The organism is Streptomyces violaceus, from assembly GCF_036014075.1.
Classification (GTDB): Bacteria; Actinomycetota; Actinomycetes; order Streptomycetales; family Streptomycetaceae; genus Streptomyces; species Streptomyces violaceus.
Map to the genome: position 1 here is coordinate 6,274,475 of NZ_CP107911.1, position 24,214 is coordinate 6,298,688.

The 24,214-nt window shown below is 70.1% G+C and carries 23 protein-coding genes; 9 read left to right on the forward strand and 14 right to left on the reverse strand.

Annotated elements, in window-relative coordinates; all coding sequences use genetic code 11:
* Positions 1 to 36 precede the first annotated feature (36 nt).
* Positions 37 to 2,517 carry a beta-glucosidase family protein gene (locus OG542_RS28225; RefSeq protein ID WP_328414372.1) on the forward strand — a complete coding sequence of 827 codons (2,481 nt, stop codon included), beginning with the start codon at positions 37 to 39 and terminating at the stop codon, positions 2,515 to 2,517.
* 81 nt (positions 2,518 to 2,598) lie between these two features.
* On the opposite strand, the gene OG542_RS28230 is transcribed toward OG542_RS28225, so the two are convergent.
* Positions 2,599 to 3,570, reverse strand: a complete 972-nt coding sequence (locus OG542_RS28230) for an aldose epimerase family protein (protein ID WP_328414374.1) — start codon at positions 3,568 to 3,570, stop codon at positions 2,599 to 2,601.
* 15 nt (positions 3,571 to 3,585) lie between these two features.
* The gene (locus tag OG542_RS28235) at positions 3,586 to 4,473 is read right to left on the reverse strand and encodes an SGNH/GDSL hydrolase family protein (protein WP_193477755.1); all 888 of its coding nucleotides are present in this window, start codon (positions 4,471 to 4,473) and stop codon (positions 3,586 to 3,588) included.
* Between the two features lie 258 nt (positions 4,474 to 4,731).
* Here OG542_RS28235 and OG542_RS28240 point away from each other — a divergent pair, with 258 nt between their 5' ends.
* Positions 4,732 to 5,226, forward strand: a complete 495-nt coding sequence (locus tag OG542_RS28240; protein WP_261678453.1) for a DUF3145 domain-containing protein — start codon at positions 4,732 to 4,734, stop codon at positions 5,224 to 5,226.
* A gap of 143 nt (positions 5,227 to 5,369) precedes the next feature.
* On the opposite strand, the gene fabF is transcribed toward OG542_RS28240, so the two are convergent.
* The 5 genes from fabF to fasR form a co-directional block, all read right to left on the reverse strand.
* Positions 5,370 to 6,641 carry a beta-ketoacyl-ACP synthase II gene (gene fabF, locus OG542_RS28245; RefSeq protein ID WP_311125481.1) on the reverse strand — a complete coding sequence of 424 codons (1,272 nt, stop codon included), beginning with the start codon at positions 6,639 to 6,641 and terminating at the stop codon, positions 5,370 to 5,372.
* 85 nt (positions 6,642 to 6,726) lie between these two features.
* Entirely contained in the window at positions 6,727 to 6,975 is a 249-nt protein-coding gene (locus tag OG542_RS28250; protein ID WP_003989952.1) for an acyl carrier protein, read from the reverse strand.
* An 80-nt stretch (positions 6,976 to 7,055) separates the two neighbouring features.
* The gene (locus tag OG542_RS28255; RefSeq protein WP_328338245.1) at positions 7,056 to 8,057 is read right to left on the reverse strand and encodes a ketoacyl-ACP synthase III; all 1,002 of its coding nucleotides are present in this window, start codon (positions 8,055 to 8,057) and stop codon (positions 7,056 to 7,058) included.
* Between the two features lie 25 nt (positions 8,058 to 8,082).
* Positions 8,083 to 9,012 (reverse strand): ACP S-malonyltransferase, encoded by a 930-nt coding sequence (locus tag OG542_RS28260; protein WP_193477751.1) that lies wholly within the window; start codon positions 9,010 to 9,012, stop codon positions 8,083 to 8,085.
* A gap of 89 nt (positions 9,013 to 9,101) precedes the next feature.
* Positions 9,102 to 10,307, reverse strand: a complete 1,206-nt coding sequence (gene fasR, locus OG542_RS28265; protein WP_193477750.1) for a fatty acid biosynthesis transcriptional regulator FasR — start codon at positions 10,305 to 10,307, stop codon at positions 9,102 to 9,104.
* Positions 10,308 to 10,369: 62 nt separating this feature from the next.
* On the opposite strand from fasR, the gene OG542_RS28270 reads away from it, so the two are divergent.
* Positions 10,370 to 11,020: a pirin family protein gene (locus OG542_RS28270; protein WP_328418148.1), complete on the forward strand. Its 651-nt coding sequence runs from the start codon at positions 10,370 to 10,372 to the stop codon at positions 11,018 to 11,020.
* Here the strand turns inward: OG542_RS28270 and OG542_RS28275 are convergent.
* Positions 11,017 to 11,832 carry a serine hydrolase domain-containing protein gene (locus tag OG542_RS28275; RefSeq protein WP_328414376.1) on the reverse strand — a complete coding sequence of 272 codons (816 nt, stop codon included), beginning with the start codon at positions 11,830 to 11,832 and terminating at the stop codon, positions 11,017 to 11,019. The genes OG542_RS28270 and OG542_RS28275 overlap by 4 nt on opposite strands.
* Positions 11,833 to 11,850: 18 nt before the next feature.
* Positions 11,851 to 12,321, reverse strand: coding sequence for a GNAT family N-acetyltransferase (locus OG542_RS28280; protein ID WP_328414378.1), 471 nt, complete (start codon positions 12,319 to 12,321; stop codon positions 11,851 to 11,853).
* Between the two features lie 98 nt (positions 12,322 to 12,419).
* Here OG542_RS28280 and OG542_RS28285 point away from each other — a divergent pair, with 98 nt between their 5' ends.
* Complete coding sequence (locus OG542_RS28285; protein WP_184592190.1) at positions 12,420 to 12,884, forward strand: MerR family transcriptional regulator; 465 nt, start codon at positions 12,420 to 12,422, stop codon at positions 12,882 to 12,884.
* Positions 12,881 to 13,894 carry an aldo/keto reductase gene (locus OG542_RS28290; RefSeq protein ID WP_328414380.1) on the forward strand — a complete coding sequence of 338 codons (1,014 nt, stop codon included), beginning with the start codon at positions 12,881 to 12,883 and terminating at the stop codon, positions 13,892 to 13,894. Before OG542_RS28285 ends, OG542_RS28290 begins: the two co-directional genes overlap by 4 nt.
* A gap of 105 nt (positions 13,895 to 13,999) precedes the next feature.
* Here the strand turns inward: OG542_RS28290 and OG542_RS28295 are convergent, their stop codons facing one another.
* From OG542_RS28295 to OG542_RS28305, 3 genes are all read right to left on the reverse strand, one after another.
* Positions 14,000 to 14,857 (reverse strand): DUF4429 domain-containing protein, encoded by an 858-nt coding sequence (locus OG542_RS28295; RefSeq protein ID WP_193478435.1) that lies wholly within the window; start codon positions 14,855 to 14,857, stop codon positions 14,000 to 14,002.
* Between the two features lie 66 nt (positions 14,858 to 14,923).
* The gene (locus tag OG542_RS28300) at positions 14,924 to 16,132 is read right to left on the reverse strand and encodes an alpha/beta hydrolase (RefSeq protein ID WP_328414382.1); all 1,209 of its coding nucleotides are present in this window, start codon (positions 16,130 to 16,132) and stop codon (positions 14,924 to 14,926) included.
* Between the two features lie 73 nt (positions 16,133 to 16,205).
* Positions 16,206 to 16,838 carry a TetR family transcriptional regulator gene (locus tag OG542_RS28305; RefSeq protein WP_328414384.1) on the reverse strand — a complete coding sequence of 211 codons (633 nt, stop codon included), beginning with the start codon at positions 16,836 to 16,838 and terminating at the stop codon, positions 16,206 to 16,208.
* 127 nt (positions 16,839 to 16,965) lie between these two features.
* On the opposite strand from OG542_RS28305, the gene OG542_RS28310 reads away from it, so the two are divergent.
* The gene (locus OG542_RS28310; protein ID WP_311125475.1) at positions 16,966 to 18,591 is read left to right on the forward strand and encodes an MFS transporter; all 1,626 of its coding nucleotides are present in this window, start codon (positions 16,966 to 16,968) and stop codon (positions 18,589 to 18,591) included.
* Positions 18,592 to 18,828: 237 nt separating this feature from the next.
* Complete coding sequence (locus OG542_RS28315; protein ID WP_328414387.1) at positions 18,829 to 19,134, forward strand: small hydrophobic protein; 306 nt, start codon at positions 18,829 to 18,831, stop codon at positions 19,132 to 19,134.
* A gap of 64 nt (positions 19,135 to 19,198) precedes the next feature.
* Here the strand turns inward: OG542_RS28315 and OG542_RS28320 are convergent, their stop codons facing one another.
* Complete coding sequence (locus tag OG542_RS28320; RefSeq protein ID WP_328414389.1) at positions 19,199 to 19,933, reverse strand: potassium channel family protein; 735 nt, start codon at positions 19,931 to 19,933, stop codon at positions 19,199 to 19,201.
* A gap of 93 nt (positions 19,934 to 20,026) precedes the next feature.
* A complete protein-coding gene (aceE, locus tag OG542_RS28325; RefSeq protein ID WP_311125473.1) occupies positions 20,027 to 22,774 on the reverse strand; it encodes a pyruvate dehydrogenase (acetyl-transferring), homodimeric type in 2,748 nt (915 codons plus the stop codon).
* 426 nt (positions 22,775 to 23,200) lie between these two features.
* Between aceE and OG542_RS28330 the strand changes: the two genes are divergently transcribed.
* Both OG542_RS28330 and OG542_RS28335 read left to right on the forward strand, forming a co-directional pair.
* Positions 23,201 to 23,638, forward strand: coding sequence for a DUF3052 domain-containing protein (locus OG542_RS28330; RefSeq protein ID WP_039932421.1), 438 nt, complete (start codon positions 23,201 to 23,203; stop codon positions 23,636 to 23,638).
* A 117-nt stretch (positions 23,639 to 23,755) separates the two neighbouring features.
* The gene (locus OG542_RS28335; protein WP_311125472.1) at positions 23,756 to 24,214 is read left to right on the forward strand and encodes a peroxiredoxin; all 459 of its coding nucleotides are present in this window, start codon (positions 23,756 to 23,758) and stop codon (positions 24,212 to 24,214) included.

The window sequence follows — 24,214 nt, forward strand, 5'->3', positions numbered from 1 at the left end:
AACGAAACCTACCGCATTACAGGTAACGCGGGCACGATGTCAGCATCCAGCGGCTTTCGACGTGGAGGTGCCGACGTGACGGAGACAGCGGAAGTACGGCGTGAGGCGGCGGTCGAGGCGGCCCTCGGCAAGCTCGACCTGGACGCCAAGGCACGGCTGCTGGCCGGCCAGGACATGTGGAGCCTGCCCGCCCTGCCGGAGGCCGGGCTGGCGTCGCTGGTCATGTCCGACGGCCCGATCGGCGTCCGCGGGGTGAAGTGGAGCGCCGACGACCCCTCCGTCGCCCTGCCCTCACCGACCGCCCTCGCCGCCACCTGGGACCCCGCACTCGCGCACCGGGCAGGCGTGCTGCTGGCCCAGGAGGCCCGCCGCAAGGGCGTCCACGTCCTGCTCGCCCCCACGGTCAACCTGCACCGCTCCCCGCTCGGCGGCCGCCACTTCGAGGCCTACAGCGAGGACCCGTACCTCACCGGCCGGATCGGCGCCGCGTACGTGCGGGGCGTCCAGTCCGGCGGTGTCGGCACCACCGTCAAGCACTTCGTCGCCAACGACGCCGAGACCGACCGCCTCACGGTGAACAACCTGGTCAGCGAACGCGCCCTGCGCGAGCTGTATCTGGCCCCCTTCGAGGCGATCGTCGAGAACGCCCACCCCTGGGGCATCATGACCGCCTACAACTCCGTCAACGGCCCGACCATGACCGAGCACCACTACCTGGTCAACGAGGTCCTGCGCGGCGAATGGGGCTTCGACGGGATCAACGTCTCCGACTGGACCGCCGCCCGCTCCACCACCGGCGCCCTCGCCGGCGGCCTGGACATCGCGATGCCCGGCCCGCGGACCGTCTACGGCGAGGCCCTCGCACAGGCCGTCCGCGACGGCGAGGCCGACGAGGCCCAGGTCGACGAGGCCGTCCGCCGCGTCCTGCGCCTGGCCGCCCGGGTCGGCATCCTGGGGGGCGCCGAACCGGTCGTCACCGCACCGCCCGCGACCGTCGACGGCGAGGCGCTCGCCCGCGAGATCGCCCGCCGCTCCTTCGTCCTCGTCCGCAACGAGAACGGCGCGCTGCCGCTGAAGCCCGGCCGCATCGCGCTGATCGGCGCCGCCGCCCGCGACGCCCGCGTCCTCGGCGGCGGCTCCGCCACGGTCTTCCCCGCCCATACCGTCTCCCCGCTCGACGGCCTCACCGCCGCCCTCCCCGACGGCAGCCTCAGCTACTCCCTCGGCGCCGACCCGAACACCGAACTCCCCGTCGCCGACCCGGGCTTCGAACTGCGCGCCGTCTGCCGCGACAGCGCGGACCACGTCCTCGGCACCCGCTCGGCCCCCAACGGCCACATCCAGTGGATGGGCGACGACCTGCCCGACGGCGTCACCCACGACACCCTGCACAGCGTCGAACTGACCGGCACCTTCACCCCGCGCGAGACCGGCACGCACACCTTCGGCTTCAAGGGCCTCGGGCCCTTCAAGCTGACCGTCGCGGGCACCACGTACTTCGACGACGTCCAGCGCCCCGCCGAGGACGGCGACCCCTTCGCCGCCTTCTTCGGCGCCCCGGTGCCCCACGCCCGCGTCGAACTCACCGCGGGCGAACCGGTCGAGGTCTCCCTCACCTACACCGTCCCGCCGCCCGACGGCCACCCCATGCGGGTCATCGGCTTCACCCTCGCCCACCAGGACCCGCAGCGCGACGCCGACGAGCTGATCGCCGAGGCCGCCGCTGCCGCCCGCGCCGCCGACACGGCCGTCGTCGTGGTCGCCACCACCGACCGCGTCGAGTCCGAGGGCTTCGACCGCACCGACCTGCGCCTGCCCGGCCGCCAGGACGACCTGGTCCGCGCGGTCGCCGCCGCCAACCCCCGCACGGTCGTGGTGGTCAACTCCGGCTCCCCGGTGGAGCTGCCGTGGCGCGACGACGTCGCCGCCGTGCTCCTGAGCTGGTTCCCCGGCCAGGAGGGCGGCGCGGCCATCGCGGACGTGCTCACCGGCGCTCAGGAGCCGGGCGGCCGCCTGCCCACCACCTGGGGCTCCCTGACCGATGCCCCGGTCACCCAGGTCGTCCCGGAGGGCGGCGAACTCCCCTACGAGGAGGGCGTCTTCATCGGCTACCGCGCCTGGGAGAAGCAGGGCCGCACCCCCGCCTACCCCTTCGGCCACGGCCTCGGCTACACCGACTGGGCCTACGAGTCGGTCGAGGTCGCCGGGAGCACCGAGGAGACCACCGCGAAGGTCCGCCTCCGCAACACCGGCGACCGCCCGGGCCGCGAGGTCGTCCAGCTCTACCTCGCCCCGAGCGAGCCCGACCCCACCCGCCCGGCGCGCTGGCTGGCCGGCTTCGCGAGCGTCGAGGCCGCACCCGGCGAGACCGCCGAGGCGACCGTCGAACTGCCGCGCCGGGTTTTCGAGATCTGGGACGAGGCGACGGCCTCGTGGTCGTTTGTGAAGGGTTCGTACGAGATCCAGGTGGCGCGCTCGATCACCGACTGCAGGATCACCGCGACGATTAACGTCTGAGCGGGACGAGTTCCCCACTGAGCAGCCCCGGTCCGGGACCTGACCCCTGGACCGGGGCTCGTGGGTTTACGGGCCCGCGACTCAGCGCGTGCCGAACCCGTACACCGTCTCCGAGCGGAACACCTCTCCCGGGCGCAGCACCGTCGTCGGGAAGTCCGGCCGGTTCGGGGAGTCGGGGAAGTGCTGGGTCTCCAGGGCGATGCCGTCGCCGGGCGCGAAGGGCTCGCCCAGGTGGTCGGCGGTGTACAGCTGGAGTCCGGGCTCGGTCGTCGCCACCGTCAGCACCCGCCCGGACGCCGGGTCGTGCAGTTCGGCGACCTCCACGGGGACGTCCGCCACGCCCTTGTCGAGCACGAAGTTGTGGTCGTAGCCGGAGCCGACCTTGCGGGCCTCGCGGAAGTCGAAGCGCGTGCCGGTCACGTCGTCCGGGCCGCCGGCCGGGATCAGGTCCGCGTCGACCGGCGTGTACCGGGAGGCGGCCAGCCGCAGTTCGTGGCCGCCCGCGTCGCCGGAACCGCCCAGGTTGAAGTAGCTGTGGTTCGTCAGGTTCACCACGGTCGGCGCGTCCGTCACTGCCTCGTACGCGATCCGCAGCGCGCCGCTCTCCTGGAGCGTGTACGTCGCCGAGACCTCCAGCCGCCCCGGGAACCCCTCCTCGCCGTGCGGACTGACCCGGGTGAGCCGCACACCGTGCTCGACCGGGGCCGCGTCCCACACCCGCTTGTCGAAGCCGTGCGCTCCACCGTGCAGCGAGTTCGGCCCGTTGTTCGGTTCCAGGGCGTACGTCCGACCGTCCAACGGGAAACGGCCGCCGGCGATCCGGTTGGCGTACCGCCCGACCAGGGCCCCGAGGTAGGGACCGGGGTGGGCGAGATATCCCTCGAGGTCCGGGAACCCCAGCACCACATTCCCGGCCCGGCCCGCCCGGTCCGGCACCTCGACGGACTGCACGATCCCGCCGTACGACAGCACCCGCACCCGCACGCCGGCCCGCTCCAGGGTCCAGCGGTGCACCGGCGTGCCGTCGGAAAGTGTGCCGAAGAGTTCGTTCATGTGCGGAACTCTAAGTCAGGGGCCCTTCGCCGTGACGGTGCGGTACGCGATCTCCGCCAACCGGGCCTGTCCGTTCACGCTGGGGTGGAAGTAGTCCCAGCGGCTCAACTGAGCCGTGCCGAAGCGGTAGTCGTAGACCGCGCCCCCGTCGTACCGGCACCGCTTGTCCTGGGCGCAGACCTCCTTCAGGACCTTGTTGTAGTCCTCCACCCGCTTCTGCACCGTGTCCCGCCTAAGGGTCGCCGCCGAGTCCAGGGCGTCCGCGTCGCCCAGCATCGACGGGCAGATGCCCAGCTGCCACACCTGCTTGCCCAACGGGCTGTTACGGCCCTGCGACCACAGCCGCTTCAGGTTCGGCACGCTTGCCACGAACACCTGTGCCTTGGGCAGGGCCTCGCGCAAGGTGCGCAGCGCGTCCTCGAAGTCGCTGCGGAAACCGGAGACCGGGGTCATCGCCGCCGTAGAGGCCCGGCACGCGTCGTTCGCCCCGGCCATCACCGTCACCAACTGCGGTTTCCGCCGCACCGCCTGGGTCATCTGCCCGGGCAGATCGGCCATCCGGGCCCCGGTCACGGCGTAGTTCCAGCTCCGTTCGGCGGCCTTGGCCCGCCCCAGCAGCCGTACCGCGAGAGAGTCGACCTCGGGGCTGGCGCCGGTCGCCCAGGACGCCTCCGGACAGTCCGTCAGCACGTCACACGCGTCGAAACCACGCGTGATGGAGTCCCCCACGGCCGCGACGGAGCTCGGGCTGCGATCCCACAGCGGCGTGGGCCTGGGCGACGGCTCGGCGCTGGCGGACGGGGCGGGGGAGTTGTCCCCCACGGCATCACATCCGGCGACACCCAGGGCGGTCGCCACGGCCACGGCAACAACGACTCGTGAGCGGTGGCTTCGCTTCCGCATGCCTGTTCCATCTCCTCGCCGCGCCGTGACTGTCTCCCCATCCCATAACAACGCACGAGGGTTCCCGGCCGATCAGGTGCAACGGCTCACACCCGTACAAGCGTCCCCCTGGGTGAATGACGAGCGATTCCCGGCACCGGGACCGACCGTACGTCACACTCCTCGCCCCACCGCACGGTAGCCTCGCCATCAACGTGACCCTCCCGGTCACAGCCGTTCCGCCCGTTCAAAGATGGTCCGCTCTGCCCGGAGGTTCCGGTGACGACACGTGGAGTTCTGTACATGCACTCCGCGCCGCGCGCGCTGTGCCCGCACGTCGAGTGGGCCATCGCCGGGGTGCTCGGCACACGCGTCAGCCTGGACTGGATCCGCCAGCCGGCCGCACCGGGCACCTGGCGCTCTGAGTTCTCCTGGCAGGGCCGACCGGGCACGGCGTCGAAGCTGGCCTCGGCTCTGCGGGGCTGGCACCTGCTGCGCTTCGAGGTGACGTCCGAGCCCTGCTCCACCGCCGAGGGTGAGCGCTACAGCTGCACCCCCGACCTGGGCATCTTCCACGCCGTCACCGGCATCCACGGCGACATCCTCATCCCCGAGGACCGCCTCCGCGCGGCCCTGCAGCGCTCCCAGCGGGGTGAGACCGACCTGGAGGCCGAGCTCAACAAACTCCTGGGCAAGCCCTGGGACGACGAACTGGAACCCTTCCGCCACGCAGGCGAAGGCGCCCCGGTCCGCTGGCTCCACCAGGTGGTGTAGACGCCTTCAGGGGCGCGCCCCCAGGGGCGCGGGGAACTGCGCGACCAGCCAAAGGCGACCCGCACCCGCCCCACAACGCGACACAAAACGGCGAATGGCCCGAACCCCACCCAGGGAGTTCGGGCCATTCAAACGCTCAGCGATCAAACCGTCCGGAACGCCAGCACCACGTTGTGCCCACCGAACCCGAACGAGTCGTTCAGCGCAGCGATACGCCCATCGACCGGCAGCTTCCGAGCCTCACCACGAACGACATCGGCATTCGCCTCGGCCTCCGGGTCCAGGTTCTCGACGTTGATGGTCGGCGGAGCGACCCGGTGGTACAGCGCGAGCACCGTCGCCACCGTCTCGACACCACCCGCACCACCGAGCAGATGCCCGGTCATCGACTTCGTCGCGGACACCGCGAAGTGGTCGGCGTCGTCACCGAACACCTTCCGCAGCGCCTTCAACTCGGCGATGTCACCGGCCGGCGTCGACGTGGCATGCGCGTTGACATGCACGATCTCCGCCGGGTTCAGGTCGTTGCGCTCCAGCAGGTGCTGCAGGGCCTGCGAGATGCCACGCCCCTCCGGCTCCGGCTGCACGATGTCGTGGCTGTCGGCCGAGATGCCCTGGCCGACCGCCTCGGCGTACACCCGCGCACCGCGCTTCGCGGCGTGCTCGGCGGACTCCAGGACGACGACACCGGCGCCCTCACCGAGGACGAAGCCGTCGCGGGCCACGTCGTAGGGGCGCGACGCACCCTGCGGGTCGTCGTTGTTCTTGGACATCGCCATCATGTTGCCGAACGCGGCGATCGGCAGCGGGTGGATCGCCGCCTCCGTGCCACCCGCGACGACGACGTCGGCGCGGCCCGTGCGGATCATCTCGATGGCGTAGCCGATGGCCTCGGCGCCCGAGGCGCAGGCGGAGACCGGCGTGTGCACGCCCGCCCGGGCACCCACGGCCAACCCGACGTTGGCCGACGGGCTGTTGGGCATCAGCATGGGCACGGTGTGCGGGGAGACGCGGCGAACGCCCTTCTCCTTGAGCACGTCGTACTGGTCGAGCAGGGTTGTCACGCCGCCGATGCCGGAGGCGATGACCGCGCCGAGCCGGTCCGGGTCGACGTTCGGGTCCTCGTCGGCGCTCGCTTCGAAACCGGCGTCGGCCCAGGCCTCCTTGGCCGCGATCAGCGCGAACTGCGCCGAGCGGTCCAGACGGCGGGCCTGCGGCCGGGGGATGACCTCGGTCGGTTCCACGGCGACCGGGGCCGCGATACGGACCGCCTGCTCGGCGGCCCACTCCTGCTCCAGGGGCTTGACGCCGGAACGTCCGGCGATCAGGCCCTCCCAGGTAGAGGCTGCGTCGCCACCCAGCGGTGTGGTTGCGCCGATACCGGTGACGACCACGGTGCGATTGGTCGGGCTCACGGGAATTCTTTCTCCAACGGATACGAGGATTAAGCGGCGCCACCGCCGGGTGGCGGGGCAGTCGGCCCAGGGGCTGGTCGGTCGATCAGCCCTGGTGCTTGAGGATGTAGTCGGTCGCGTCGCCGACGGTCTTGAGGTTCTTGACGTCCTCGTCCGGGATCTTGACGTCGAAGCGCTCTTCGGCGGCGACGACGACCTCGACCATGGACAGCGAGTCGACGTCCAGGTCGTCGGTGAAGGACTTGTCCAGCTGGACGTCCTCAACCGGGATGCCGGCGATCTCGTTCACGATCTCGGCGAGACCGGCGACGATCTCTTCCTGAGTGGCGGCCATGTTGGCGCTCCTTCGTAGATATCCAGAGGGTGTGGCAGGTGTTTCCTCCCGTGCCGGACGCTTGATCCGGCACGGAGTGCCTAGGGGAGGGTAACGACAGTCGCGGCGTAGACGAGACCCGCCCCGAAGCCGATGACGAGCGCGGTGTCGCCGCTCTTCGCCTCGCCGGTCGCCAGGAGCCGCTCCATCGCGAGCGGGATCGAGGCGGCCGAGGTGTTGCCGGTGGTGCGTACGTCACGTGCGACCGTGACGGACTCCGGCAGCTTGAGTGTCTTCACCATCGAGTCGATGATCCGCTCGTTGGCCTGGTGCGGAATGAAGACGTCCAGGTCCTCCGCGGAGATGCCGGCGGCGTCCAGCGCCTCCTTGGCGACCTTCGCCATCTCGAACACGGCCCAGCGGAACACCGCCTGGCCCTCCTGCGTGATGGCGGGGAACTTGGCGACCTCGCCGGAACGGTAATCCGTCCACGGCACGGTCTGCTTGATCGTCTCGGACTTGTCGCCCTCGGAGCCCCAGACCGTGGGGCCGATGGCGGGCTCCTGGGCCGGGCCCACGACGACCGCGCCGGCGCCGTCGCCGAACAGGAAGGCCGTCGCGCGGTCCTCCAGGTCGGTCAGGTCGCTCAGCCGCTCCACGCCGATCACCAGGACGTACTCGGCGGAGCCCTCGACGATCATGCCCTTGGCGAGCGTGAGGCCGTAGCCGAAGCCCGCGCAGCCGGCCGAGATGTCGAAGGCGGCCGCCTTGTTCGTCCCGAGCTTGTCGGCGATCTCGGTGGCGACGGCCGGGGTCTGCTTGAAGTGCGAGACGGTCGAGACGATCACGCCGCCGATCTGCTCGGCGGAGATCCCGGCGTCGGCGATCGCCTTGCCGGACGCCTCGACCGACATCGCGGCGACGGTCTCCTCGTCGTTCGCCCAGTGCCGGGTCTCGATGCCGGAGCGCGAGCGGATCCACTCGTCGGACGAGTCGATCGTCTCGAGGATCACCTCGTTCGGCACGACCCGGGTCGGGCGGTACCCGCCGACGCCGAGGATGCGCGCGTACGGGGCGCCCTTGCTGGGCTTGATCTTCGCCATGCGGACGGCTCCTTGGGGGCGGCGGTCAGGCGTGCTCGGCGATGAGCTCGCGAGCCGCGTCGAGGTCGGCGGGGGACTTCAGTGCCAGCGTCTTCACACCGGGCAGAGCACGCTTGGCGAGACCGGTGAGGGTACCGCCCGGGCACACCTCGATCAGGGCCGTCACGCCGAGCTCCTTGAAGGTCTCCATGCACAGGTCCCAGCGGACCGGGTTGGCGACCTGACCGACCAGACGGTCCAGCACCTCGGTGCCGGCGGCGACGGACCGCCCGTCCTTGTTCGAGACGTAGGTGACCTGCGGGTCGCCGGGCGTCAGGGCCTCGGCCGCCTTCGCCAGCGTGTCGACCGCGGGGGCCATGTGGTGGGTGTGGAAGGCGCCGGCGACCTTCAGCGCGACGACCTTGCGCACGCCCTCGGGCTTGTCCGCCTCCAGCGCGGCGAGCTGCTCCTTCGTGCCGGCCGCGACGATCTGGCCCGCGCCGTTGATGTTCGCCGGGGTCAGGCCCAGCTTCTCCAGGTGCGGAACCGTCACTTCCGGGTCGCCGCCGAGAAGGGCCGCCATGCCGGTCTCGGTGACGGCGGCGGCCTCGGCCATGGCGAGCCCGCGGGTGCGGACGAGGCGGACGGCCTCCTCGTGCGGGAGCACACCGGCGAGCGAGGCCGCGGTGAACTCGCCGACGCTGTGCCCGGCGATGGCGCCGACCTTCCGCGGCAGCTCGGCCGGGTCGTCGAACAGCGTGTACGTGGACGCCAGTCCGGCCGCGACGAGCAGCGGCTGCGCCACCGCGGTGTCGCGGATCTCCTCCGCGTCGGCCTCGGTGCCGTAACGGATCAGGTCGAGGCCCGCGGCGTCGGACCATGCCTCGAGGGCACCGCGGACACCGGGGAAGTCGAGCCATGCGGACAGGAAGCCGGGCGTCTGGGCGCCCTGGCCGGGAGCGACGAGTACGAGCACTCTCACACTCTCTCTTGGAGACGGGCACGGCCGCCCGTGGGGACAGGGACGAAGAACACGAGGGGGTTTTGTCGGGCTCCGACAAAACCTTAGGGCTGGAGATCTCCATCGACCAGACGCCCCAGGATCAGAGCGATCCGCAGCGTGAAGGCAGAGCGTACATCGGAGGGTGACCAGCCGGTGACGTCAGTCACACGTCGAAGCCGGTAGCGGACGGTGTTGGGATGGACGAACAGCATGCGGGCCGCGCCCTCGAGACTGCTCGCCTGTTCGAGATAGACACTGAGGGTCTCCAGGAGCGCGGCCCCGGCCTCCTCCAGTGGTCTGTAGATCTCCTCCACCAGTTGCTCACGGGCCGAGGGGTCACCGGCGATCGCGCGCTCCGGGAGCAGGTCGTCCGCCAGGACCGGGCGCGGGGCGTCCTGCCAGGCAGAACCCGCCTTCAGTCCCGCCGCCGCGGCCTGCGCGGACCGGGTCGCGGCCAGCAGGTCCGGCACCACCGGGCCCGCCACGACCGGCCCGGCCGCGTACGGGCCGATGAGCGACTTGGCGACGGCCAGCGGGTTGTCGCTGCCGCCCGCGATGACGACGAGCCGGTCCCCGAGCACACCGGTCAGCACCTGGAGCTTGGCGTGCCGGGCGGCCCGCCGGATCGCCTCCACGGTCAGTTCGGAGTCGCCGTCGGGCGCGGTGCCGAGCACCACGCACACATGCTCGGGCGAGTTCCAGCCGAGGGCGGCGGCGCGGGACACGGCGCCCTCGTCGGCCTCGCCGCTGAGCACGGCGTTCACGACCAGGGACTCCAGCCGGGCGTCCCAGGCACCGCGTGCCTCGGCGGCCTGCGCGTACACCTGGGCGGTGGCGAAGGCGATCTCCCGGGCGTAGACGAGCAGCGCCTCGCGCAGCACCCTCTCGTCGCCGGGGGCCGCGACCTCGTCGATCGCGCTCTCCATGACCTCGATGGTGGTGCGCACCATCTCCACGGTCTGCCGCAGCGTGATCGCCCGGGTCAGCTCGCGCGGCGCGGTTCCGAACACGTCGGTGGAGATGGCCTGCGGGGCGTCCGGATGCCGGAACCACTCGGTGAAGGCGGCGATACCCGCCTGCGCGACCAGGCCGATCCAGGAACGGTTCTCCGGTGGCATGGCCCGGTACCAGGGCAGCGTCTCGTCCATCCGCGCGATGGCCTGCGCGGCGAGCGATCCGGACGATTCCACCAGGCGCTTCAGCGTCGCGGCATGGGGGTGGACGTCGTGTGCTGGGGCTGCGTTCTTGCTGGTTTCGGGTTCGGGCACGGGGACAAGACTGCCTTATCCGGACGGGAGGGTGCGTCGCAGGGCCTACGGTGGACCTCGTGATGGACGTACGGCGCGCTCACGAGCGCTACCCCGGAGGGGAACCGGCCGCGGGGATCGAGACCTGGCACGCCTTCTCCTTCGGGCCCCACTACGACCCGGACAACCTCCGCTTCGGCGCGGTGATCGCCTGCAACGAGGAGCGGTTGGACCCGGGGGCCGGCTTTGACGAGCATCCGCACAGCCACACCGAGATCGTGACGTGGGTCGTGGAGGGCGAGCTGACGCACCGGGACTCCACCGGGCACGAGTCGGTGGTGCGCCACGGGGACGTGCAGCGGCTCAGCTCGGCGGGTGGGGTTCGTCACGTGGAGCGCAACGACGGCCCCGATCCTCTGACGTTCGTGCAGATGTGGCTGGCCCCGCTCCGGCCCGGCGGCGACCCCTGCTACGAGGTCGTCCACGGCATCGCCGACTCGACGCCGTACGCCGTCCCGGAGGCCGGCGCGATGCTGCACGTGAGGCGCCTGGGCGCGGGGGAGCGGACGGCGGTGCCGGACGGGGCGTACGCGTACGTGCACGTCGTACGGGGTGACGTACGCCTCGACGGCGAGGAGCTGGGTACGGGCGACGCGGCCCGCATCACGGACGCCAAGGGCCTTGAGGCGGAAGGCGTGACGGAGTCGGAGCTGCTGATCTGGGAGATGGCCTAGAACTCCGCGAGTACGGCGTCGGTGAACGCCGGCCACGCCTCGACCGCCCACGGCCCGAACGCCCGGTCCGTCAGTGCGACGCACGCGGCACGCGCGTCGGGGTCGATCCACAGGAACGTGCCGGACTGCCCGAAATGCCCGAACGTGCGCGGTGAGGACGAGGACCCCGTCCAGTGCGGCGACTTGGAGTCGCGGATCTCGAAGCCGAGCCCCCAGTCGTTGGGGTTCTGGTGGCCGTACCCCGGCAGGACGCCCTTGGTGCCCGGATAGTGCACGGTCATCGCCTCGGCGACCGTGCGGGGATCCAGCAGACGCGGTACCTGCACCTCGGCCGCGAACCGCAGCAGGTCCTCGACCGTGGACACCCCGTCCTTGGCCGGAGAGCCCTCCAGGGTCGTCGAGGTCATCCCCAGCGGCTCCAGCACGGCCTGCCGCAGGTACTCGCCGAAGGGAATGTCGGTCGCCTTCGCGATGTGGTCGCCCAACTGCTCGAAACCGGCGTTCGAGTACAGCCGCCGCTCCCCGGGCGTCGCCGTGACCTTGTGCTCGTCGAAGGCGAGGCCCGAGGTGTGCGCGAGCAGATGCCGGACCGTCGACCCGGCCGGACCGGCGGGTTCGTCGAGCTCCACCGCCCCCTCCTCGTACGCGACGAGCACCGCGTACGCGGCGAGCGGCTTGGTCACCGACGCGAGCGGGAACCGCCGCCCGGCCGGTCCATGGGTGCCGAGGACGGTGCCGTCCGCCCGTACGACGCCCGCCGCAGCGGTGGGAACCGGCCAGTTCTCGATCAACGCGAGGCTCTTGAGCGACATGCGTTCGACCCTATGCGCTCAGAGCGTCAGCTCCAGCAACGGGTCGGGCTTGGGCCGGAAGCCCAGGGAGACGTACAGCGGCTCGGCCTCCGGTGAGGTGGTGAGCTGTACGCGCCGGGCGCCTCGTGTGCGGAACCACTCCAGCAGGGTCTGCATGCACGCCCGTGCGTACCCGCGGCGCCGGGCGTCCGGGTCGGTGGCGACGCTGAACACGAAGCCCACCTTGCCCTGGGGGTCGCCCGGCTTCCCGATGCGGTAGTCGATCGTCCCGGCCACCAGCGAAGCCAGCGCCCCGGGCCGATCCGGGTGGTCCACGACGAACGCCACGAAGTCCGCCTCCGGCTCGCCGAGTTTGGTTTTCAGCGTGGGGAGGGACTCTCCGTGCCAGCGGGTGGACGGGTCGCTTGCGAACAGCGAGTCGATCATGATTTGGCGCAGCCGCAGGACTTCCTCGGCGTCCTCGGGCAGGGCACGGCGTACAGAACTCATGACTCCGTACGCTAACCAGACGGATCAAGAAACGTCCTGCCCATTTCTTACCGTCGGAGCTTGCTTGGAGTGCACTCCAAGGTTCTAGCGTTGGGGCCATGACGGTGATGGAAACCACGGGGACCAGGACCGACACCTGCGCCGGCCCTCCGCAGTACGACCGGCGCCCGGACGGTGAGGACAGGTACACGATCAGCGAGGTCGTCGCCTTCACCGGCCTGACCGCGCACACCCTGCGCTGGTACGAGCGCATCGGCCTGATGCCGCACATCGACCGGTCCCACACCGGCCAGCGCCGCTACACCAACCGCGACCTCGACTGGCTCGACCTCGTCGGCAAACTCCGCCTGACGGGCATGCCGGTCGCCGACATGGTCAGGTACGCGGAACTGGTGCGCGAGGGCGACCACACCTACGGCGAGCGCTTCGAGCTGCTCAAGACGACCCGTGAGGACGTCCTGGCCAGGATCGACGAACTCCGCGACACGCTCGCCGTGCTCGACCGGAAGATCAGTTTCTACGCGGACGCCGGGCGTGCCCTGGCGTCGGAGAGGTCCCGATGACGGACGGCAGGATCACAACGGCGAAGCTGGGCGACGACGGCCCCGAGGTGGGCGTCCAGGGCCTCGGCTGCATGGGCATGAACTTCGGCTACGGCCCCTCGGACGCGGACGCCTCCCGGGCGACCCTGGAACGGGCACTCGAACTCGGCGTCACCCTCTACGACACGGCCGACGCGTACGGGGCGGGCGAGAACGAGCGGTTCCTGTCGCCGTTCTTCAAGGCCCACCGCGACGAACTCGTCATCGCGACCAAGTTCGCCCTGTCGATCCCCCCGGATGACCCGACACGCCGGGTCATCCGCAACGACCCGCCCTACATCCGCCAGGCCGTCGAGGCGAGCCTGAAGCGCCTGGACGTCGACGTGATCGACCTCTACTACATGCACCGGCGCGATGTGAACGTGCCGATCGAGGAGAGCGTCGGCACCATGGCCGAACTGGTCCGCGAGGGCAAGGTCAAGCACCTCGGCCTGAGCGAGGTCACGGCCGACGAACTCCACGCCGCCCACGCCGTCCACCCCATCGCCGCCCTGCAGTCGGAGTGGTCGCTCTTCAGCCGCGACATCGAGACGAACGTCGTCCCGGCGGCCCGCGACCTCGGCGTGACCCTCGTCGCGTACTCGCCGCTGGGCCGCGGCTTCCTCACGGGCTCCTTCGCCAGTGCCGAGGACCTGTCGTCAGGCGACTTCCGCCGCCAGCAGCCCCGCTTCACCGGGGACAACGCCGCCGCCAACGGCGCCCTGCTGGAGCCCATCCGCGCAATCGCCGAGACGCACGGCGCGTCCGTCGGCCAGATCGCCCTGGCCTGGGCCCACCAGCAGTCGTCGGTCCACGGCCTGCCGGTCATCCCGATCCCGGGCACCCGCAAGCCGTCCAGGGTGGAGGAGAACACGGCGGCAACCAGGATCGTCCTCACCGACGACGAGCTGGCCCTCCTGGACCCGATCGCGGCCAAGGTGGCGGGCGACAGGTACGCGGACATGACCTTTACTTCCGCCGGACGGGAGTGAAGCTGGCATAAGGGGCGCGGGGCTGTGTTGATATGCGGCTCCGCCGCGTGGGCGCGAACAACCACGCACAACCCGCGCCCGCCAACGCATCGATCCCGGCAGACGCTAAAGCTCCGCCAACAACTCAGCCTTCTTCACAGAGAACTCCTCATCAGTCACCAGCCCGGCCTGATGCAACTCCCCGAGATGCCGAATCCGCTCGGCGATATCCGCAGGGTCACGGCGGGGCCCGCCCGCCGTGACGGCCGCCACCGGACTGGACGTCCGCACCGCGGCCAGCACCGCCGCCGCGAACGGCAGCGACTCGTGCACGGGCCCGTACCCCAGCCCGAACACCACCGCGGCCGGATCCTGGTCGGCCTGCGCGGCCGACGCGCCCGTGTCCCGGTGCAGCAACCGCAGATGCCCTTCGAACACCTCGGGCGAGCGCCACTCGACCCCGTTCAGCTCCCCGACGGGGAAGTTCTGGTCCCCGGCCTTCCACTTCGCCGACGACGCCCCCGTCCAGAACCACCGGAAGTTTACGGTCCGCCCGTCGAACGAGGCCTTGCCGTCGTACGCCTTGAACGACAGCGGTCCCTTCGGCGGCTCCACGAGGAACCGATCCGCCGGTCCGGACTCCGTCAGCAGCGCCCGCAGTTCGTCGGCGTAGTACTCCGCGAGAACCTCGCGTTCGGCGGGCAGCACCAGCCGGTAGGGATCGCCGCTCTCCTTCAGCTGCCCGGCGGCCGCCTCCATCAGAGGGTCCGCACCGGGCCGCGGCTCGACGCGCAGCACGACCGTGCCGCGTTTCCCGCGCGTCAGCGTCACCCCGGCGATCGCGTCCAGGGGGACCCGGCGTTCCCCCAGCGCCTGAAAGAGCTTAGGTGTTCGAATCCCCCGTTCGTAGCGGATGAGCACGGAGTCGGACTCGAACTCCCAGGCGGCATGAAATCCGGCCAGTACGTCACCCATGCGGCTCATCGTATGCGGCACGCGCTCCTCCGTCCCCCTCCCGAGCAGACCGCAATTTCTTCGCCTCTACGCGCGTCAGGCGGCCGCCGTGCCGGACAAACCGGTCCGGCAGACGCCGTCTTCGTGCGCGCAGTGCACCGAGCGGTATGCGCCAACGCCGATCTCTGCGAAATTCATCAGACTTGCCGTACCCGGCTCGAAGTAGCCGGCGTGCCCCTTCGCGCCCTGCGCCGACAGCACTCGCGCGCCGAACCCGGCGGACACCGGGTCGGCCCCGTGGCCAAGACCGCCGACCTCCAGGTACGGCACGTCCTGGATCCAGTCGTCGGCGTCCCGCATGGCCCACACCCGGGCGGTGGTGTGCAGTTGGGCGGCCTTCTCGACGCGCATGCCGGGGCTGCCGGCCACCGCGATGTCGGCCACCCGGTCCGGCAGCGAACGCGCCGCGACCCCGCACACCACGGAGCCGTAGCTGTGGCAGAACAGCGAGACCGGCTTGTCGCCGGGCAGCGCCCGCACCAGCGTGTTCAGTCGTGCGGCACCTTCCACGGCGCGCATCGCCGTGGCCGAGTCGATGCCGAGTCCGCTGGGTGCCGTGTAGTCGGCCCAGGCGATCACGGCCGTACGGGTCGAGGGGCTCGCCGCCCGCTCGGCCGCGTGCAGCGCCTCGGCCATGCCGACGGGCGCCGAGTACTTGCGCTGGGTGCGCTGGAAGGTGAGCAGGTCGGTGTCCACGCCGGGCACGACGACCGAGACCCGGTCCGCCCTGCGCAGATTGCCGAAGACCTCCGCCACCCGGCCCGAGCCCTCCGGGTCGAACGCGAGGATGTGGCGGCCCTGCTCCATGAGGTCTTCGAAGCGGTGCATCCTTCGGCCGGCCTCTTGCTTCCCGGCCGCGGTGAGGCGGCTGTCGCGCATGCGTTCCCGCTCGACCTTGCGTGCCTGGTCGAGCGCGACACGGTTGGCGCGATAGCGCAGCTCGGGCGGGGCGCCGTTCATATTGCCGAGCGCGAGCGGATACTTGCGGACCAGGCTCGAGCGGTCCTGCGCGGTGAGGGAGGCGAAGAAGCGGGCCAGCTTCGTCGGCTGGGCCTGCGGGTCCGGCAGTCCGTGACCGCCTATCCGGCCGTGCTCCCAAGCGGAGAGCGAGGCCTGGAGCGGCGTGTCGCCCCGCTGATTGCGCAGGGCCGTCCAGCCGGTGGTCGCCAGCATCACGAACACGACGGCCAGAGCGAGCAGTGCGCGCCAGACGTTCAATTGCGGGGAGGTGTCGAAGGAAGTCACTGAAAGGACACACTAGGAGAACGAGAGGGTCTCGCGTTAACCAAGTGACCGGGATCACGTTTTGGTGGATGTGTTAGGGGGACTGTTCTGCACGCCAGTTCCCGGCCAGCGCCGGACCCACCTGATCCAGGTATGTCGTGGTCAGTTGGCGCATTCCCGCGAGGCTGAGTTCATCGCCCGCGGACCACAGTCGCTCGGTGACACGAATCACGCCGCCGAAGAGGGCCACGACGATCCTCGGCCGCGGATCCGCGTCCACGTCCAGCCCCTCGCGCTCGGCGATGATGCGCGCGAGCTGCTCCTCCAGTTCCGCCGACCGCCGCAGATGGGCGGCGAACAGCGCGGGCGTCGACTCGATCACCCGGTAGACGCGCAGATGGAGGTCGATCGGCACGATCTCCTCGACGGCCTCGCTGATCGTGTCCCAGCTCTCCAGCACGGCCCGGCGCAGCGCCTCCAGCGGGGCCTCGTCCGGCGGGCGCACCTGCAGGGCCTGGACGACGAGACCCTCCGCGAGCCGCGGCACGAAGAACGCCGTCTCCTCCTTGCCGGCGAAGTAGCGGAAGAAGGTGCGCTGCGAGACGTCGACGGCGGCGGCGATGTCGTCGACGGTGGTCTCGTCGTACCCGCGCGTGGCGAACAGTTCGAGGGCGGCGCGCAGCAGCGCGTCCCGGGTGCGCTGCTTCTTGCGTTCACGCAGGTTCAAGCGGCTCTCTCTCCTCCGACTCTCTTCCGACTGTTTTCGCAGTTCAGGCTATATGAGGTTGTCCTGTCAGTTACCGACTTGTGAATTGGTTTGTCAATTGTCAGTGGCTGTCATTAGCCTCGGGCGCATGACTAGTCAGACCACCATCGACACGACGGGGTCGGGGGGCAAGGCGCCGGCGGCGCCGTCGGACGCGACGCCGGGCAAGGGGCTGCGGGGACACCCCTGGCTCACCCTCATCACCGTCGCTGTGGGGGTCATGATGGTGGCCCTCGACGGCACCATCGTGGCCATAGCCAACCCGGCCATACAGAAGGACCTCGGCGCCACCTTCGCCGAGGTCCAGTGGATCACCAACGGATACTTCCTCGCCCTCGCGGTCTCCCTGATCACCGCGGGCAAGCTCGGTGACCGCTTCGGCCACCGGCAGACCTTCCTCATCGGCGTCGTCGGCTTCGCCGCCGCCTCGGGCGCCATCGGCCTGTCCGACAGCATCGCGTTCGTCGTCGTCTTCCGCGTCCTTCAGGGCCTGTTCGGCGCGCTGCTGATGCCGGCCGCGCTCGGCCTGCTGCGGGCCACCTTCCCGGCCGAGAAGCTGAACATGGCGATCGGCATCTGGGGCATGGTCATCGGCGCGTCCACCGCGGGCGGCCCGATCCTCGGCGGCGTGCTCGTCGAGCACGTCAACTGGCAGTCGGTGTTCTTCATCAACGTGCCGGTCGGCGTCCTCGCCGTCGTCCTCGGCGTGCTGATCCTGCTCGACCACCGCGCCGAGAACGCCCCGCGCTCCTTCGACATCCTGGGCATCGCCCTGCTGTCGACGGCCGTGTTCTGCCTGGTGTGGGCGCTCATCAAGGCCCCGCCGTCCGAGTGGGGCTGGGGCGACGCCAAGACGCTGTCGTTCCTCGGTGCTTCCGTGCTGTGCTTCGTGCTGTTCGCCTTCTGGGAGACGAAGGTGAAGGAGCCGCTGATCCCGCTCGCGCTGTTCCGCTCCGTGGCGCTGTCCGCGGGTGTCGTGCTGATGGTCCTGATGGCCATCGCCTTCATGGGCGGCCTGTTCTTCGTGACGTTCTACCTCCAGAACGTGCACGGCATGAGTCCGATCGACGCGGGTCTGCACCTGCTGCCGCTCACCGGCATGATGATCGTCGGCTCGCCGCTCGCCGGCGCGATGATCACCAAGTTCGGTCCCCGTGTCCCGCTCGCCGGCGGTATGGCGCTCACCGCGATCGCCATGTACGGGATGTCGACCCTGGAGACGGACACCGGCAGCGGCATCATGTCGCTCTGGTTCGCCCTGCTCGGCCTCGGCCTCGCGCCGGTCATGGTCGGCGCGACCGAAGTCATCGTCGGCAACGCCCCGATGGAGCTCTCGGGCGTGGCGGGCGGTCTTCAGCAGGCCGCCATGCAGATCGGCGGCAGCCTCGGTACGGCCGTGCTGGGTGCGGTGATGGCCTCCAAGGTCAACAGCGACCTCGCGGACAACTGGACGAAGGCGGGGCTTCCGCCGCTGACGCCGGAGCAGGAGCACCAGGCGTCCGAGGCGGTCCAGGTCGGTGTCCCGCCGCTGGCGCCGGGTACGCCGGACGCGATCGCCGCGAAGATCACGGGCGTCGCGCACGACACGTTCATCTCCGGGATGAGCGCGGCGTCCCTCGTGGCCGCCGGGGTCGCCGTGGTCGCGGTGCTGGTGGCGTTCCTCACCAAGCGTGGTGAGAACGCGGAGGCCGGCGCGGGAGCGGCGCACATCTGACGGCCCCTGACGGGGCGTTCGCCTATCAGGGTGAACAAGACCGTCGACCCCTCCCCTCCGGCGGGCCTCGCAGGTCACAGTGGGTCAAGTCCTCCGCAGGGCATGGGGGACGGACGCTGCGGCGCGCTGCCGGAGGGGGGCAGCGCGCAGGCAGCGTGATTGAAAGCCGCATGAGGGGTACTCGCCAAGCCGTATCCGAACCGAACCCCAACCGATCGAGGGTTTACGGGAGTTGAGATGGCGAGCTTCGGACACGGTACGCGCAGGCACCCCCGCTCACGTGGCCGGACGTGGTCACGGACCGGGCCGGATCGCGCGACGCTCGGAATCATCGGAGTCATCTGCGCTGTCGCCGGATTCTTCGCGCTGGGGATCATCCTCGGCCCCGTGGCGATCGTCTGCGGCTGGCTCGCCATGGGCCGCACCTGGGCGGGTTCCCGCCCCATGACGGCCGTGGTCGCACTGGTTCTGGGTGCCATCGACACGCTCCTGGCCATCATCTGGCTGTCAGGAGCGGCCACACCGGGCGTGGGCATGTTCTGACCCGGGTGGAGTGAGGGAAGGGCCTTTGGCGGTCAAGCCGGAGGCCCTCCTTCTTGTGCCGGCACTACTCGACCGGCGTCCCCTTCAGCGCCGCCAACTCCCCCCGCAGCGCCCGCACCTCCTCCGTCAGCTCCCGTATCGCCTCCGTCTGCCGGCGCTCCTCCACGTCGTCCTTCTCGAACCGGGCTATGAACCACGCCGCGATGTTCGCCGTCACCACACCCAGCAGCGCGATCCCGGAGAGCATCAAGCCCACCGCCAGCATCCGTCCCAAGCCGGTGGTCGGCGCGTGGTCCCCGTAGCCCACGGTCGTCATCGTCGTGAAGGACCACCACACCGCGTCACCCAGCGTCCTGATGTTCCCGTCCGGTGAGTCCCGCTCCACCGACAGCACCGCCAGGGAGCCGAACATCAGCAGCCCGACCACCGCGCCGGCGACATACGTCGTGAGCCTTATCTGCGAGGCCATCCGCGCCCGCTGCCCGACCAGCAGCAGGGTCGACACCAGCCGCAGCAACCGCAGCGGCTGAATCGCCGGCAGCAACACCGCGCCCAGGTCGAGCCAGTGCGTCCGTACGAACCTCAGCCGCTGCTCCGCGAGCGCCAGCCGGATCAGGTAGTCGAGCGCGAACGCCCCCCACACCACCCACTCCACCGCGGTGCACACCTCCACCACGTCCCGGCTCGCGTCCGGCCGGACGATCGGCACGGCGTAGGCGACGGCGAAGGCCAGGGCCAGGCCCAAGAGGGGCCGCTGCGTGTGCTGTTCCCAACGGAGTCGGGCCGACTGCTGCTGCATGGCCGCATCGTAGGAAACGTGAAGGGGTGGTGTGCCCACGGTGTACCCGTGATGCGCACCACCCCTTGACAGGATGCGGCAGGTTTCCGGGTGCTACGCGTCGCCGCCCGCGGCCCCCGGGTCGGCCGCCGCCACGTCGAGCAGCTGGTACCGGTCGATGGCCTGCTTGAGTACCGACCGGTCGACCTTGCCCTCACGGGCCAGCTCGGTCAGCACCCCCACCACGATCGACTGCGCGTCGATGTGGAAGAACCGGCGGGCCGCGCCACGCGTGTCGGCGAAGCCGAAGCCGTCCGCACCGAGCGACTGGTACGTCTGCGGCACCCAGCGCGCGATCTGGTCCGGAACCGATCGCATCCAGTCGGACACGGCCACGACCGGCCCCTGCGCGTCGGCCAGCTTCCGCGTCACATACGGCACCCGCTGCTCCTCCTCGGGGTGCAGCAGGTTGTGCCGCTCGCAGTCCACGGCCTCGCGCCGCAGCTCGTTCCAGGAGGTCGCCGACCAGACGTCGGCCTTGACGTTCCAGTCCTCGGCCAGGATCTTCTGCGCCTCGACCGCCCACGGCACCGCGACACCGGACGCCATGATCTGCGCCGGGATCGAGCCGCCCGTGCCCTCGCTGAAGCGGTAGACGCCCTTGAGGATGCCCTCGACGTCCACGTTCGCCGGCTCGGCCGGGTGCTGGATCGGCTCGTTGTAGACGGTCAGGTAGTAGAAGACGTCCTCGCCGTGCGGGTGCTCCTCGGAGCCGCCGTACATCCGGCGCAGGCCGTCCTGCACGATGTGGGCGATCTCGAAGCCGAACGCCGGGTCGTACGCCACACAGCCGGGGTTCGTGGAGGCCAGCAGCTGGGAGTGGCCGTCAGCGTGCTGGAGGCCCTCACCGGTCAGGGTCGTACGGCCCGCGGTCGCACCCAGGACGAAACCGCGCGCCAGCTGGTCGGCCATCTGCCAGAACTGGTCGCCGGTGCGCTGGAAACCGAACATCGAGTAGAAGACGTAGACCGGGATCAGCGGCTCGCCGTGGGTGGCGTAGGCCGAGCCGGCCGCGATCAGCGAGGCCGTGCAGCCCGCCTCCGAGATGCCGTCGTGCAGCATCTGGCCGTTCGGCGACTCCTTGTAGGCGAGCAGCAGATCACGGTCGACCGACTCGTACTGCTGGCCGAGCGGGTTGTAGATCTTCGCACTCGGGAAGAACGAGTCCATGCCGAAGGTGCGGTACTCGTCCGGCGCGATCAGCACGAACCGCTTGCCGAGCTCCTTGTCCCGCATGAGGTCCTTGAGGAGCCGGACAAAGGCCATCGTCGTCGCGATGGACTGCTGGCCCGAACCCTTCTTCACGGTCGCGTACGTCTTGTCCTCAGGTAGAGGCAGAGGCTTGGACCGGACGACACGTGTCGGGACGTAACCGCCGAGTCCCTTGCGGCGGTCGTGCATGTACTGGATCTCCTCCGAGTCCCGGCCCGGGTGGTAGTACGGCGGGGCGCCGGACTCCAGCTCCTTGTCCGGGATCGGCAGGTGCAGACGGTCGCGGAAGCGCTTGAGGTCGTCGACCGTGAGCTTCTTCATCTGGTGCGTGGCGTTGCGGCCCTCGAAGTTCGGGCCCAGCGTCCAGCCCTTGATCGTCTTGGCGAGGATCACCGTCGGCTGGCCCTTGTGCTCCGCCGCCGCCTTGTACGCCGCGAAGATCTTCTTGTGGTCGTGACCGCCGCGCCCCAGGTGCAGGACCTGGTCGTCGGTCATGCCCTCGACCATGGCGCGCAGCCGGTGGTCGTCGCCGAAGAAGTGGTCGCGGATGTACGCGCCGGTCTCCGTGGCGTACGTCTGGAACTGTCCGTCGGGCGTGGTGTTCATCTTGTTGACCAGCACGCCGTCGCGGTCCTGGGCGAGCAGCGGGTCCCAGCTGCGGTCCCACACCAGCTTGATCACGTTCCAGCCGGCGCCGCGGAAGATCGACTCCAGCTCCTGGATGATCTTGCCGTTGCCGCGCACCGGGCCGTCGAGGCGCTGCAGGTTGCAGTTGACGACGAACGTGAGGTTGTCCAGGCCCTCGCGGGCGGCGATGGACAGCTGGCCCAGCGACTCCGGCTCGTCCATCTCGCCGTCGCCGAGGAAGGCCCACACCTGCGACTTGGAGGTGTCGGCGATCCCGCGCGCGTGCATGTAGCGGTTCATCCGCGCCTGGTAGATCGCGCCGATCGGGCCGAGGCCCATCGACACCGTCGGGAACTCCCAGAAGTCCGGCATCAGGCGCGGGTGCGGGTACGACGACAGGCCGTAGGGCGCCTTGGACTTCTCCTGGCGGAAGCCGTCCAGGTGCTGTTCGCTGAGCCGGTCCAGCATGAAGGCGCGGGCGTAGATGCCCGGCGAGGCGTGGCCCTGGAAGAAGACCTGGTCGCCGCCGTCGCCCTCGTCCTTGCCGCGGAAGAAGTGGTTGAAGCCCACGTCGTAGAGCGAGGCGGAGGACGCGAACGTCGCGATGTGGCCGCCGACGCCGATGCCGGGGCGCTGGGCCCTGGAGACCATCACGGCCGCGTTCCAGCGGGTCGCGTTGAGGATCTTCCGCTCGATCTCCTCGTTGCCCGGGAAGAACGGCTCGCTCTTGGTCGGGATGGTGTTGACGTAGTCCGTGCTGCGCATCTCCGGCACGGCCACGCGCTTCTCGCGGGCCCGCTCGATCAGCCGCAGCATCAGATAGCGGGCGCGCTCCCGGCCGCGCTCGTCGACAGCGGCGTCGAGGGAGTCGAGCCACTCCTGCGTCTCTTCGGGGTCGAAGTCAGGAACCTGACTCGGAAGGCCGCCAATGATGATCGGGTTGCGATCGGATGCGGAAGCCACGCTGTTCCTTACCTGTCGGAGGGCCGTGCCGGGGCCGCTGCTTCGCTGGGGTCGCTGGGCGATGTCGCTGGGCTGCGCCGCCACCCATGGTCTACCTCGGGGCCGTAAACGTCATCTCTACCGAGCGGTAACGCGGGAGGGAGATCGACTCCATGGCGACTCCGTGACGTATGGGGTGAATACATTCGAGTCTCGTACCCACAGACGATTCCCAAACGCCCAAACAGGGCAGAAAGGTGTGGTGTGCGTCACCTCGGACCATGATGGTGTGCCTGGAGTTGCGGTGACACCGCCAGGATCGTCACCGTTTCGGCGGTCTGAACGGCCGGGTACTTGCGCGATCCGTCCCGCCCGTGTGGACTACGGCCAATGCTTCGCGCACGCGCGTGGCTGAGACATTCCCAAAACATGATCAGGAGGCAACCCGTGAGCGCGACCGCGGACCACGCGGAGGAGCGGACGAACCCTGCCGCCAGGCTGGGGTTCCAGCCCGGGCAGGTGGTCCAGGAGATCGGCTACGACGACGACGTGGACCAGGAACTCCGCGAGGCCATCGAAGGCATTGTGGAGAGCGACCTGGTGGACGAGGACTACGACGACGTGGCCGACGCCGTTGTGCTGTGGTTCCGTGACGACGACGGCGACCTGACGGACTCGCTGGTCGATGCCACCACGTACATCGAAGAGGGCGGCGCGATCCTGCTCCTCACGCCGAAGACCGGCCGTTCGGGCTATGTGGAGCCGAGCGACATCTCGGAGGCCGCCACTACGGCGGGTCTGACGGCGTCCAAGAGCGTCAGCGTCGGAAAGGACTGGAGCGGCAGCCGGCTGGCCACGCCGAAGGCCGCCAAGTCCAAGCGTTAGTCGTTCGGACGGGGCGGGCCGACGCTGTCGGCCCGCCCATCGGCCTGTCCCGGTGCCTGCGTAGGGTGGTCCCACCCGTAAGGACCCCTAAAGCCGCACGAAGGGACACCCACCACGATGGCGATCCAGGTCGGCGAGAAGGCCCCCGACTTCGAGCTCAAGGACAACCACGGCGCGACCGTGCAGCTGTCCGACTTCCGCGGCGAGAAGAACGTCGTGCTGCTCTTCTACCCCTTCGCCTTCACCGGCGTGTGCACCGGCGAGCTGTGCGAGCTGCGCGACAACCTGCCGCAGTTCTCCGACCGCGACACCCAGCTGCTCGCCGTCTCCAACGACTCCATCCACACGCTGCGTGTCTTCGCCGAGCAGGAGGGGCTGGAGTACCCGCTGCTGTCGGACTTCTGGCCGCACGGCAACGTCTCGCGGGCCTACGGCGTCTTCGACGAGGACAAGGGCTGCGCCGTGCGCGGCACCTTCGTCATCGACAAGGAGGGCGTCGTGCGGTGGACCGTCGTCAACGGCCTGCCGGACGCGCGCGACCTGAACGACTACGTGAAGGCGCTCGACACCCTGTGA

Excerpts from the sequence above, each read along its gene's own strand:
- OG542_RS28225 (WP_328414372.1), top strand. The coding sequence starts at position 37 with ATGTCAGCATCCAGCGGCTTTCGACGTGGAGGTGCCGACGTGACGGAG.
- OG542_RS28230 (WP_328414374.1), bottom strand. The coding sequence starts at position 3,570 with ATGAACGAACTCTTCGGCACACTTTCCGACGGCACGCCGGTGCACCGC.
- OG542_RS28235 (WP_193477755.1), bottom strand. The coding sequence starts at position 4,473 with ATGCGGAAGCGAAGCCACCGCTCACGAGTCGTTGTTGCCGTGGCCGTG.
- OG542_RS28250 (WP_003989952.1), bottom strand. The coding sequence starts at position 6,975 with ATGGCCGCCACTCAGGAAGAGATCGTCGCCGGTCTCGCCGAGATCGTG.
- OG542_RS28255 (WP_328338245.1), bottom strand. The coding sequence starts at position 8,057 with ATGGCGAAGATCAAGCCCAGCAAGGGCGCCCCGTACGCGCGCATCCTC.
- OG542_RS28270 (WP_328418148.1), top strand. The coding sequence starts at position 10,370 with ATGGACGTACGGCGCGCTCACGAGCGCTACCCCGGAGGGGAACCGGCC.
- OG542_RS28275 (WP_328414376.1), bottom strand. The coding sequence starts at position 11,832 with ATGTCGCTCAAGAGCCTCGCGTTGATCGAGAACTGGCCGGTTCCCACC.
- OG542_RS28280 (WP_328414378.1), bottom strand. The coding sequence starts at position 12,321 with ATGAGTTCTGTACGCCGTGCCCTGCCCGAGGACGCCGAGGAAGTCCTG.
- OG542_RS28285 (WP_184592190.1), top strand. The coding sequence starts at position 12,420 with ATGACGGTGATGGAAACCACGGGGACCAGGACCGACACCTGCGCCGGC.
- OG542_RS28290 (WP_328414380.1), top strand. The coding sequence starts at position 12,881 with ATGACGGACGGCAGGATCACAACGGCGAAGCTGGGCGACGACGGCCCC.
- OG542_RS28295 (WP_193478435.1), bottom strand. The coding sequence starts at position 14,857 with ATGAGCCGCATGGGTGACGTACTGGCCGGATTTCATGCCGCCTGGGAG.
- OG542_RS28310 (WP_311125475.1), top strand. The coding sequence starts at position 16,966 with ATGACTAGTCAGACCACCATCGACACGACGGGGTCGGGGGGCAAGGCG.
- OG542_RS28315 (WP_328414387.1), top strand. The coding sequence starts at position 18,829 with ATGGCGAGCTTCGGACACGGTACGCGCAGGCACCCCCGCTCACGTGGC.
- OG542_RS28320 (WP_328414389.1), bottom strand. The coding sequence starts at position 19,933 with ATGCAGCAGCAGTCGGCCCGACTCCGTTGGGAACAGCACACGCAGCGG.
- OG542_RS28335 (WP_311125472.1), top strand. The coding sequence starts at position 23,756 with ATGGCGATCCAGGTCGGCGAGAAGGCCCCCGACTTCGAGCTCAAGGAC.